Here is an 11,640-nt window from a genome sequence, read left to right on the forward strand (position 1 = left end):
TCAGCGCGTCGTGGCATCAGCTATGACGGACTGGGCATCCTGCTGGGTGTAGATCGTGTTGGCGACCGATCCCTTTGGCGTTTCCTCGAGTACGCTGTCCAGCGTCTCTTGCGTCACCTTCAGGAAAGGCACGGTGAGATCTTTGGGCACGTCCTTGCCGGCAAGGATCTGTTGCGTTACCCAGAAGGCGAGAGAGGCGACGCCGGGAGCGATCGACATCGACAGCGTCTGATAGCCGTGGTCGGCGTATTGTTCCTGCCACCACTGCAGTTCGTCCTGCCGATTGCCCAGCACGATGATCGGCATGTCGCGCCCGGCGGCCTCGAAAGCCTGGGCCGCGCCGTAACCATCGCCGCCCTGCGTGACCACGCCGGCGATATCGGGGAGCGAGGGCAATAACCCGGAGACGCCTTTCTGAGCCACTTCCTGTGCCCAGTCCCCATGGACCGAGCCGGCGATGCGGAAATCGTCGTGGGCTTCCACCCTTTTCTCGATACCCGCGTGGATCTGCTCGTCGACGGAGGTGCCGGCAAGCCCTCGTATTTCGAGCAGGTTGCCACCATCCGGCAAGCGCGAGGCGAGATAGTCTACCTGCTGCCGGCCCATTTCCTCGAAGTCGACGGCGATACGCCAGGCACAGGGCGCAGTCACGATACCGTCGAAGCTGACCACGGTAACGCCCGCGTCGCAGGCTTCCTGAACGGCACCGTTGAGGGCAGTCGGCGACGCCGCATCGATGATGATGGCGTCGTAGCCCTGCAGAATTAGGTTCTGAATCTGCGCCGCCTGCTCGGTGGCTTGGTTTTCGGAGGTCGTGTAGGAGTCGGCTTCGGCAACGATCCCCCTCGCCTTGGCTTGCTTCGCCGTCTCGTCGAACGATTGCAACATGACCTGACGCCATGAGTTGCCAGCGTAGTTATTGGATAGCGCGACCCGCTTGTCGGCAGTGCTGGCGCCATCTTGCGCCTGAGCCACGCCACCGACCGCGAGGCCACAGGAGCCGATCAGGATGGCAGAAAGCAGCAGTTTATCGTGAGTCATGGGTTTCTCCCGTTGGCCTTGCCACTCAATTCCTTTCCTCGATATCGAGTACGCCGATGGGCTATGCCGACGCCACAAGCGCTCCTCTCGATGATCGATTTCGGAGCAGAAACCTGTAAAGGCGGCGAACCGCACAAATGATGCGGGAGCCCGCACTTCTACCCTCAACTTAAGGATGAGGGAGGGGGGATAGCGACCTATGGATGAAGGGCGCGGATGGCGGCTACCGCTATTCTGCGGGTCTCGATGGCGACAATCAGAGCGGATCAACGCATGAGCGAGACGGCGGAGCATTCAGCGGCGGAGGAGGTATGGGTGCGGGTTCCCGCACTCCTGTGCCGAGAGAGGACGATTCAGTCAGCGCTCGATGCCATCGCGGGAGATATTGCCCGGATAGTGCCGTACACCCACGCCGACTTGTGCCTGTTCGACACGCCGGGCTGGGTCGTGAGTCATGAAGTGGGCATCAGCACTTACTGGTCGGAGCGCCGCACGCGTCTCGACTGCTCGCCGGTTCGCGATGTCCTCACCGGAGCGCTGCCGTACATGCTGACCGACAATGCGATGAACGATCCGCGTCAGACCTTCGACGGTGCCTGTTGCGAACCGATATACCGCCACGAGTTGCGCAGCCGAGTCCACGTACCGCTGTACGGCATGGGGCGCGTGATAGGCACGTTTAACATTTCTCATCACGAAGCGAACCGCTACGCATCGACGACGCTCGAACTGGCGACTCGTCTCTCCGGTCTTCTCGCCCCGGCTTTTCAGGCGTTGCATATCGACGCGAGCCTTTGCCGGATGCAGCGAACGCGAGCGGAGACGCAGGCGCGCGAAGAGGGCCTGCGTCGAGGATCGCTTCAACTGACACAGACGTTGGAACAGGAGCGTCAGCGGATCGGTATGGACCTGCATGATCAGACGCTGGCCGAGCTGACACGGCTGCTTCGCGAGGTGGATGGCAGTGATTTGCCGCTCTCGCGAGAGATGCTCGTGGAGCGCTTGGCAAACTGTATCGACGACCTTCGAGGCATTATCGAGACGGCCTCGCCGAAACTGCTCGATCTGTTCGGATTTACGCATGCCGTCAGGGATCATTTGGAGAGGGCCGCCGAAAGCGATGGATTGCAGGTCGATATCACCGATACCACCGAGGGCGCGCCCGATCAGTTGCCTTCCACGGTGCGAACGGCGCTCTACCGTATCGTTCAGGAGGCGATCAACAACGCCGCCAGACACGCTCGCGCCGGGCGCATCTGGGTCAACGTGATGCGGAATTTCGGAGGCGCTCTCTGGATCACCGTCCGAGACGATGGATGCGGGCTTGATCGAGGAAACTATCGAGAGCACTCGCGTTCCTGCGGCCTGGACCACATGCGTACGCGAGCGAGGTTGATCGCCGCGGAGCTGGATGTTTTTGACGAGGCCGGGACCTGTGTCTCGATCACATTGAGCTCTCCTGACGTCGCAGGTCGAACATGAGAATTCTGATAGTCGAGGATGACTATTTTCATGCCTCGTTTCTGCAAAACGTCATCGCCGAGGCGCTGCCGGAGGTGACCGAGACGCTGCACGCCCAGGACGGCCTTCAGGGCGAGGCTGCAGCTCGCGCTGGACGTTTCGAGGCGGTGGTGATGGACCTGCAAATGGCGCGCCGCAACGGTATCGAAGCGGCGCGAACCATCTGGGATGAGCGGCCGCGCACGCGCATCCTGTTCTGGTCCAACTACTCCGACGAGGCCTATCTACGCGGGGTCGCCGAGATAGTGCCGGCGAAGAGCGCCTATGGTTACGTTCTCAAGACCGCGTCTCGCGAACGTCTCAAGCTTGTGCTGCGGGCCGTCCTGCTCGAAGGCCAGGTGATGGTCGATCGCGAGATTCAGCGTCTACGCCGGCGCAGCGCCTCGCACCGCCATGTGCTCAACGACAGCGAATATGCCGTGCTGCTGGATCTCGCCCTTGGGCTACAGGACAGGCTGATCGCCGAACGCAGGGGACTGTCGCTACGAACGGTGCAGAATCGTCTGCTGACGCTCTACGCCAAACTCGGCGTGAGCGATGAAGAGCCATCTATGCCGGGTCTCAACAAGCGCGTTCGGGCGCTGTCGCGAGCGATCTCGACACGCATCCTCAACGTGGAAATGCTGGAGACGGCGCAGCGCGACCTGGAAAGTTGGCTGGGCGAGCGGCCCGTCAATGAAAAAGCCCCGCCGACCCAGGAGGGCGACGGGGCTCGGTAGTGTTTTGCCAGCGTCTTACAGCATGCTGCGCAGCACGTAGTGGAGGATGCCGCCGTGGCGGAAGTACTCCAGTTCGTTGGCGGTGTCGATACGGCAGAGGGCGTCGATCTTCTTCTCGCCCTTGTCGCTCTTGATCGTCACTTTGACGTTGCCACCCGGGGTAAGATCGGCGAGCCCTTCGATGGAGACCGTCTCGTCGCCGGTCAGGCCCAACGTTTCTCGGCTTTCGCCTTCGGGGAACTGCAGCGGCAGCACGCCCATGCCGATCAGGTTGGAGCGGTGGATACGCTCGTAGGACTCGGTGATGACGGCGCGCACGCCGAGCAGGCGTGTGCCCTTGGCCGCCCAGTCGCGCGAGGAGCCGGTGCCGTACTCCTTGCCGGCAATCACGACCAGCGGCGTGTCGTCTTCGGCATACTTCATTGCCGCGTCGTAGATCGACATCTGCTCGCCGCTCGGGACATGACGGGTATAGCCGCCTTCGACATTCTCCAGCATCTCGTTGCGGATACGCACGTTGGCGAAGGTGCCGCGCATCATCACCTCGTGGTTGCCGCGACGCGAACCGTAGGAGTTGAAGTCCTTCACCGAGACGCCATGCTCCTGCAGATACTTGCCTGCGGGGCTATCCGGCTTGATCGAACCGGCTGGCGAAATATGGTCGGTCGTCACCGAGTCGCCGAGCTTGGCCAGTACGCGGGCGTCCTTGATGTCCTCGACCGGCTTGGGCTCCTTGTCCATCCCTTCGAAGAAGGGTGGGTGCTGAATGTAGGTGGACTCCTTGGACCACTCGTAGACTTCGCTCTGGGGGAAGTCGATCGCCTGCCAGATGTCGTCGCCGTCGAAGACCTCGGCGTACTCCTTGCGGTACATCTCGGTCTTGACCTTCTCGACCGCGTCGGCGATTTCGGCTTGAGAGGGCCAGATATCCTTCAGGTAGACATCGCTGCCATCCTGATCCTTGCCCAGCGGCTCCTTCGTCAGGTCCTTGCGCACGTTACCGGCCAGCGCGTAGGCAACGACCAGGGGCGGCGAGGCGAGCCAGTTGGTCTTGACCAGCGGGTGGACGCGGCCCTCGAAGTTACGGTTGCCCGAGAGCACCGAGGCGACGGTGAGATCGCCCGAGTTGACCGCCTTCTCGATCGGCTCCGGCAGCGGCCCGGAGTTGCCGATGCAGGTAGTGCAGCCGTAGCCGACGAGGTTGAAGCCGAGATTGTCGAGATCGTCCTGCACGCCGCCGGCCGCGAGGTAATCGGTGACGACCTTGGAGCCGGGGGCGAGCGATGTCTTGACCCAGGGTTTGGTGGTCAGCCCTTTCTCGTGAGCCTTCCGGGCCAGCAGGCCTGCGGCCATCATCACGCTCGGGTTGGAGGTGTTGGTGCAGGAGGTGATCGCGGCGATCACGACCGCGCCGTGATTGAGCGAGAAGGTTTCGCCGTCGTACTCGACCTGCTGGCTGTCTCCGGTGCGGTAGTCGTCACCATCCTGGTAGTCCTCGCCCGAGGCCGGCGGCGCGCCGACGGCGGTGTCGCCACCCTCGGAGGTCCATTTGGCCTTCTCTTCGGCGGAGGCGTCCGGCTGGCCGCCGCTCATCAGCGACTCGAAGGTGGACTTCATGTTCGACAGAGCGACCCGGTCCTGCGGACGCTTCGGGCCGGCGAGACTGGCTTCCACTTCGCCCATGTCGAGGTGCAGCGTGTCGGTGAACGTCGGCTCGGCACCCGGCTCGCGCCACAGGCCTTGAGCCTGGGTGTAGGCCTTGACCAGTTCGATCTGGTCCTCGTCACGGCCAGTCAGGCGCAGATAGTTGAGCGTCTCGTCGTCGACTGGGAAGAAGCCGCAGGTCGCCCCGTACTCGGGCGCCATGTTGGCGATGGTGGCGCGATCCGCCAGCGGCAGATCCTTGAGACCGTCACCGTAAAATTCGACGAACTTGCCGACCACGCCTTTCTTGCGCAGCATCTGGGTCACCGTCAGCACTAGGTCGGTGGCGGTGATGCCCTCCTTGAGCTTGCCGGTGAGCTTGAAACCGACGACTTCCGGAATCAGCATCGACACCGGCTGGCCGAGCATCGCGGCTTCCGCCTCGATGCCGCCGACGCCCCAGCCGAGGATGCCGAGGCCGTTGATCATGGTGGTGTGGGAGTCGGTACCGACCAGCGTGTCGGGAAAGGCGTAGGTCTTGCCGTCGATCTCCTTGGTCCACACCGTCTTGCCGAGGTACTCGAGATTGACCTGGTGGCAGATGCCGGTACCCGGCGGCACGACGCGGAAGTTGTCGAACGCGCTCTGACCCCAACGGAGGAACTCGTAACGTTCGCGGTTACGCTCCATCTCGATGGCGACGTTGTCCTTGAATGCGGAAGGGTCGCCAAAGTGGTCGACCATCACCGAGTGGTCAATGACCAGGTCCACAGGAGAGAGGGGGTTGATGCGCTCGGCTTTGGCACCGAGCGTCTTGACCGCGTCACGCATGGCGGCAAGGTCGACGACGCCCGGTACGCCGGTAAAGTCCTGCATCAGCACGCGCGCCGGGCGATAGCCGATTTCACGGCTGGACTTGCCTTCTTTCAACCAGTCGGCCAGCGCCTGAAAATCTTCTTGGGAGACGGTCGGGTCGTCAGCGTAGCGCAGCTGGTTCTCCAGTAGCACTTTCAAGGTCATCGGCAGTTTGTCGATGTTGCCGAGCGCTTCAGCGGCTTTGGGCAGGCTGTAATAGTGGAAAGTCTTGCCGCCGACATCTAACGACGACAGCGTATCACTGGGTGCTGTAGACATGGGTCCTCCTCCTCGTGACGGTCTTGAGAGGCGTGCGCCTGGGACGCCGACTCATCGATCCGGTTGCCTGGCGATGCCGCCTCGGCTCATCTCACCGCTGGCGGTCTTGTCGTCGAACCTTCGATCCAGAGACCCATTCCGAGAGGACGGGGATGTCTCGCGGCCTCCATCGACGGTTCGATTGCCAAGTTGTCGACAATTAATATGGACGCCATGACACCGCTTTTCAATCGGTGCGTTTGCCAAACGGCGTCGGCTCGACCTTGGTCTAATGCGAGCTCCGGGGCTGATGAGAGCCTCTGGCGACGGTGACGAGCACGGGGTTGAAACGGGCATGGCTCGCCGCCAATTCAGGTCCAGCAACATCAAGCATAGTTCAGCAAGCGTAGCCCAGCTCGAGCGGTTCGGCCGCCCGGTGGACGGTTCCAGGCTGCGTCAATCCAGACCTGCGCGGGTCCGGCAATCCAGGAGGAGGGCTTCATGGCGGAAGAGGCGATTCATGAGTGGCCTGTCCACTGTCCGTATTGCGACGCGCCCTTCACGATGCTGCTGGATGCCAGCGCCGGCAGCTATAGCACCTGGGAGGATTGCGCGGTCTGCTGCCAGCCGATCCAGGTCGCGGTGGAAGTGTCGCTGAATGGTGATATCGAGCTTGTCACGCTGGGCAGTGATGATGACGTGCTGTGATGACTTGCTGCGACGGACAGGACGCCTCATCCCGGCGTAGACGAGCGATAGCCTTGCCGCACTGTCGTGATAGCAAAGCGCTATACAATTCATTGCGGCAATTAAATTGGAGTATCGCGGGGTAAGCCTTTAGTCTATCCCCGCATCGATTTTCAGCCCCAAGACAACGTATTTTGTCTTGCCCAAGACAACCTGCATTCAGGAGATGTTCATGAGCGTACTCGTAGGACGCCAAGCCCCGGATTTCGAAACTGCCGCAGTCATGCCCGACGGCTCCATCAAGGACGATTTCCGTCTCTCCGACTCCAACGGCAAGCTCCGCGTGCTGTTCTTCTGGCCGATGGATTTCACCTTCGTCTGCCCGTCCGAGATCATTGCCCATGACAACCGTCTGGCGAAGTTCAAGGAGCTGGGTGTCGAGGTGATCGGTGCTTCCATCGACTCGCAGTTCACTCACTACGCCTGGCGCAAGACCTCTCCGGACGCTGGCGGCATCGGCGAAGTCGGCTTCCCGGTCGTTGCCGACGTCAAGCACGAAATCTGCCAGGCCTATGGCATCGAACACCCGGAAGCCGGTGTCGCGCTGCGCGCCTCCTTCCTGATCGACGAAGACGGCGTCGTCCAGCATCAGACCGTCAACAATCTGCCGCTGGGCCGTAACGTCGACGAGATGATCCGCATGGTCCAGGCGCTCAAATACCACCAGACCCACGGCGAAGTCTGCCCGGCTGGCTGGGAAGAAGGCCAGGAGGGCATGAAGGACACCGCTGAAGGCGTGGCCAAGTACCTCGGTACTCACTCCGCCAATCTGTAAGCGGTAGCGATCCAGGAGGCGACCCATCGGGTCGCCTCCTTCATTTCTGGTATGATGCCGCCTGTCTCGGCGGGTCTGTCAGTGTGCTGCGAAATGCCTCGGGCGCCGGGTCATTTCACAGGACGTTGAGGTCGCAATCTTCAACCGAATTCTCACTCGAATCGAGGTCGTCATGAGCGATGCGCGCCACGAAAGATTGATCATCCTGGGCTCCGGCCCGGCTGGCTATACGGCGGCCGTGTATGCGGCGCGGGCCAACCTGAAGCCGCTGCTCATCACCGGTATGCAGGCGGGTGGTCAGCTGACGACGACGACAGACGTCGACAACTGGCCTGGCGACGACGAGGGCGTTCAGGGGCCGGAGCTGATGGAGCGCATGCGCAAGCACGCCGAGCGCTTTCAGACCGAGGTGCTTTTCGACCATATCAACGAAGTCGAGCTGCGCGAGAAGCCGTTCACGCTGAAAGGCGATAACGGCACCTACACTTGCGACGCTTTGATCATCGCTACCGGTGCCAGCGCGCGCTACCTGGGGCTGCCTTCCGAGCAGCAGTTCATGGGGCAAGGCGTTTCCGCCTGTGCCACCTGCGATGGGTTCTTCTACCGCAACCAGCACGTGGTCGTGATCGGTGGCGGCAACACCGCGATGGAAGAGGCGCTCTATCTTTCCAACATTGCGTCGAAGGTGACCCTGGTTCATCGTCGCGACAGCCTGCGTGGCGAGAAGATTCTGCAGGATCGGCTGTTCGAGAAAGTCGAGAGCGGCAATATGGCGGTCGAGTGGAATCACACGCTCGATGAGGTGCTGGGTGATGGCAGTGGCGTCACTGGCGTACAGCTGCGCTCGATCACTTCGGGAGAGACCAAGCAACTCGACGCCATGGGTGTGTTCATCGCCATCGGCCACACGCCGAATACCGGCATTTTCGAAGGACAGCTCGAGATGAACAATGGCTACATTCGCGTTCATTCCGGGCTCGAGGGCAACGCTACCGCAACGAGCGTTCCCGGCGTTTTCGCCGCTGGCGACGTCATGGACCATGTCTATCGTCAGGCGATTACTTCTGCCGGCAGCGGTTGCATGGCGGCGCTGGATGCCGAGCGATTCCTCGACGGTCTCGAATAGCGCTTCGGCCTTTACAGCATGGCTTCTCCAGCGCCCGGCTTCGTGCCGGGCGCTTTATTGTCAGTCGGTAGGTGCAAGATGAGCCGGCGATTCCGGTTATCCTCGGGTCGGCTTCATCGCTCGGCCGCGAACGGGCGCGGGGTCGGGCGCCTGTGCATGATGCGAGGCTGAGCGCTTGTCGATGGCGCGAGTTGGGCGCCTGGCAATGATTCGAGGCTCAGCGCTTCTCGATGGCGCGGGTCGGGCGCCTGTCGATGGCGCGGGGTCGGGCGCCTGTCAATAGTGCGGCGGCCGTTCATCTTCCGCGCTCGGCGTATCGCCGCCCAGGTCATCGATCGCCTGTCGCTGCTCGACGAGACGCTCCCTCAACAGGGCGATTAGCTGACGCGTCCGTTCCCCTTCGCCAGCCTGATCGCGCAGCAGCTGGTCCAGGGTCTCCAGCCAATCCTCCTGAAACGCCAGGCGACTTTCGACCGCTTCGAGACGACTTTCCATCGCTCGCTGCCAGTCGGCTGGTGGCTCCTCGGCGCCCGTGCCCGGCGGCCTCATTGCCGTGTTAGACTTTGCTGGCTGTGTGTCATTTTTCATTCACGGCACCTTGATGGCTGCGGGCTCGCCGGGCTGCCCGGTCGGCAGACGCCGGCGAGACGGGGTCATGAGTCGGGTACTTTTGCAACATAAGTCTGTATCGAGAGGCGCTGATGAAGTGTCTCGATTCGAAGTCGCTCTCATATCGGAGCCGGTTTCATCACATCGCGCTCGAAAGTATCGCCATCGGTATTCATTCGGCGATATTTCGATCCGCCATCGGCGGTGCGTTTTCCATTGTCCTGACGTCTAGAGATATGAAAATCCATGAATAGCAAGATCGTTTTACGCTGTACGTTGATCAGTCTACTGCTTGCCATACCCTCACCGCTGCTGATCGGACTGTTGATCACCCTGATCAGCAACATGCTGGCCACCGACCTGACCTGGTTTCTGAACGTCGAAGGCGTTTCTGCCATGTACGCGGCCACGGTGCTGGCCGTGTTCATCGTTCTATTACTGGGCACTCTGGCGGTCGCCGCGCTGGCCCCGCCGTCACCCAAAGCCGTGACGGCCGCCATGCTGGCGGATGTCGAGAACGATGATCGTGAACTGGGCGAGGTGAAGTGGTTCAACGTCAACAAGGGTTATGGCTTCATCACCCGTGCCAGCGGTGAAGATGTCTTCGTCCATTTTCGTGCCATTCGCGGCAAGGGGCATCGCACGCTGGCCGAGGGTCAGAAGGTACGTTACCACGTCGTCGAGAATGACCGTGGCCTGCAGGCCGACGACGTGACCGTCATTACCTGACGGACTTGCCGAAGCACTTTCGGTCACGCTGGACGACACCCCCGAGGGCACGGCTCTCGGGGGTGTCGCTTTTTGGAGTACCGTCAGAATCGATATTGCTGACTGTCTCGATCCGGTGAGCGAGTCCAGCGTTTTCAGGCTTGAGCGCTCTCCGGTATGTCGTCGACTCCGGCCCTGGCCTCCGCCTCGACGAAGACGCGCTTGACGCTGTCATTGGCCGACTTGATCTCGCGATCAAGCTTGGCGATAGCCTGTTCGATCCGCTCGGCGGGAGTGCCTCGGGCAAAGCGCACGCTCAGCGTGACGAGTATGAAATTCGGCCCCATATGCATGGTCAGCACCTCGTTGACCTGCTCGACGCCATCGGCCTGTCCGGCCAGCTCACGAATGCCTTCCACCACATGGCGATTGGCGCTTTCGCCAATCAGCAATCCCTTGGTTTCCATGGCCAGCCAGATGGCCGTACCGCCGAGAATCAGCCCGATGATGACGGAAGCGATGCCGTCGAACTGCTCGATGCCGGTCCATTGGCTCAGCGCCACGCCTGCCATGGCGACGAACAGACCCAGAAGTGCCGCCGAATCCTCGAAGATCACCACGAACATCGACGGGTCCTTGCCGCGATGCACCGCTTCGATGTAGCTCCATTTGCCCTTGGTCTTGCGGAACTCGTTGAGCGCGAAGGCCCAGGATGCGCCCTCGAAGAGTATGCCGAGTCCCAGCACGATGTAGTTGATCAGCGGCGACTCGATCGGTTCCGGGTGCAGAATGTGGGTGATGCCCTCGTAGATCGAAACGCCGGCGCCGATGGCAAAGATCAGCAGTGCCACCACGAAGCTCCAGAAATAGACTTCCTTGCCGTGTCCGAACGGGAACTGCGGGCTGGGGGGGCGCTTGGCACGACTCATGCCAAGCAGCAGCAGGATCTGGTTGCCCGTGTCGACGACCGAGTGGATGCCCTCGGAAAGCATCGCCGAGCTGCCGGTAAGGGCAGCGGCGACGAACTTGGTGACTGCGATCGCCAGATTGCCGCCCATTGCGGCAAAGATGACCGGTTTGGATTCCGCCATGCGTTGACTCCCTGTCAAGGTCGAGAGATCGAGACATCCCGCCCCGATCTCATGGCCGTCGAAACGGCCGGGTATTGTTATGACGTCAGTGACATCGTTGACGCCGATGACATCGAGGCGCCTGCGTAGGCACAGGCGTGTCTTGCGTTCACTGGCCCGAGTCCGGCCAGTCGATGGTGCCTTCCCGACCGTCCGGCAGGACCTGCCAGAAACGATCCGGGTCGTCGCCGGGCTGCCAGCCGCCGAGAGAACAGCGGGCCTCGCAGGCCAGTGTCGCAGCGGCTTCACGGGCGCAGTCGGTGTCTCTGGGCCACGGCGTAGCGTCGCAGTCGAACCAGAGACTCGCGAACCGGTCCGCTGCCCGCTCCACCAGCATGATGCCGATGGCGCCGCTCGAGGTAATCGCACGGCCGCGCCAGAGCCCCTTGCCGGTGCGCTTCAGGGCAAGCTCGCTGTCACCGAGTGCATCTTGCAGCCAGGCGGTGATTGCCTCGGCATCGGCGTCGGCGAGATAGATTTCGATATCCGGGAAACGCTCCATGAGCC

General features: G+C 61.8%; 11 protein-coding genes. 6 read left to right on the forward strand and 5 right to left on the reverse strand.

Annotated elements, in window-relative coordinates; all coding sequences use genetic code 11:
* The gene (locus IE125_RS09260) at positions 1 to 1,041 is read right to left on the reverse strand and encodes an ABC transporter substrate-binding protein (protein WP_189444387.1); all 1,041 of its coding nucleotides are present in this window, start codon (positions 1,039 to 1,041) and stop codon (positions 1 to 3) included.
* A 273-nt stretch (positions 1,042 to 1,314) separates the two neighbouring features.
* On the opposite strand from IE125_RS09260, the gene IE125_RS09265 reads away from it, so the two are divergent.
* Positions 1,315 to 2,523: a GAF domain-containing sensor histidine kinase gene (locus tag IE125_RS09265; protein WP_189444388.1), complete on the forward strand. Its 1,209-nt coding sequence runs from the start codon at positions 1,315 to 1,317 to the stop codon at positions 2,521 to 2,523.
* A complete protein-coding gene (locus tag IE125_RS09270) occupies positions 2,520 to 3,281 on the forward strand; it encodes a response regulator transcription factor (RefSeq protein ID WP_189444389.1) in 762 nt (253 codons plus the stop codon). The genes IE125_RS09265 and IE125_RS09270 overlap by 4 nt, the downstream gene beginning before the upstream one ends.
* Before the next feature lie 15 nt (positions 3,282 to 3,296).
* Here IE125_RS09270 and acnA read toward each other — a convergent pair whose 3' ends face one another.
* On the reverse strand, positions 3,297 to 6,059 hold the full coding sequence (acnA, locus tag IE125_RS09275) for an aconitate hydratase AcnA (protein ID WP_189444390.1): 2,763 nt from the start codon (positions 6,057 to 6,059) through the stop codon (positions 3,297 to 3,299).
* A 480-nt stretch (positions 6,060 to 6,539) separates the two neighbouring features.
* Here acnA and IE125_RS09280 point away from each other — a divergent pair, with 480 nt between their 5' ends.
* From IE125_RS09280 to trxB, 3 genes are all read left to right on the forward strand, one after another.
* Positions 6,540 to 6,746: a zinc ribbon domain-containing protein gene (locus tag IE125_RS09280; protein ID WP_189444391.1), complete on the forward strand. Its 207-nt coding sequence runs from the start codon at positions 6,540 to 6,542 to the stop codon at positions 6,744 to 6,746.
* Between the two features lie 211 nt (positions 6,747 to 6,957).
* Entirely contained in the window at positions 6,958 to 7,560 is a 603-nt protein-coding gene (locus tag IE125_RS09285; protein ID WP_189444392.1) for a peroxiredoxin, read from the forward strand.
* Positions 7,561 to 7,732: 172 nt separating this feature from the next.
* A complete protein-coding gene (gene trxB / locus IE125_RS09290) occupies positions 7,733 to 8,686 on the forward strand; it encodes a thioredoxin-disulfide reductase (protein WP_189444393.1) in 954 nt (317 codons plus the stop codon).
* Between the two features lie 276 nt (positions 8,687 to 8,962).
* Here the strand turns inward: trxB and IE125_RS09295 are convergent, their stop codons facing one another.
* A complete protein-coding gene (locus IE125_RS09295; protein WP_189444394.1) occupies positions 8,963 to 9,181 on the reverse strand; it encodes a SlyX family protein in 219 nt (72 codons plus the stop codon).
* A gap of 360 nt (positions 9,182 to 9,541) precedes the next feature.
* Here IE125_RS09295 and IE125_RS19365 point away from each other — a divergent pair, with 360 nt between their 5' ends.
* Positions 9,542 to 10,024, forward strand: coding sequence for a cold-shock protein (locus IE125_RS19365; RefSeq protein WP_189444395.1), 483 nt, complete (start codon positions 9,542 to 9,544; stop codon positions 10,022 to 10,024).
* A 134-nt stretch (positions 10,025 to 10,158) separates the two neighbouring features.
* Here IE125_RS19365 and IE125_RS09305 read toward each other — a convergent pair whose 3' ends face one another.
* Entirely contained in the window at positions 10,159 to 11,094 is a 936-nt protein-coding gene (locus tag IE125_RS09305) for a cation diffusion facilitator family transporter (RefSeq protein WP_189444396.1), read from the reverse strand.
* Positions 11,095 to 11,242: 148 nt separating this feature from the next.
* A complete protein-coding gene (locus tag IE125_RS09310; RefSeq protein WP_189444397.1) occupies positions 11,243 to 11,635 on the reverse strand; it encodes a hypothetical protein in 393 nt (130 codons plus the stop codon).
* Between the last annotated feature and the right edge of the window lie 5 nt (positions 11,636 to 11,640).

It is taken from the genome of Salinicola rhizosphaerae (assembly GCF_014652715.1).
In the GTDB taxonomy this organism is placed as follows: Bacteria; Pseudomonadota; Gammaproteobacteria; order Pseudomonadales; family Halomonadaceae; genus Salinicola; species Salinicola rhizosphaerae.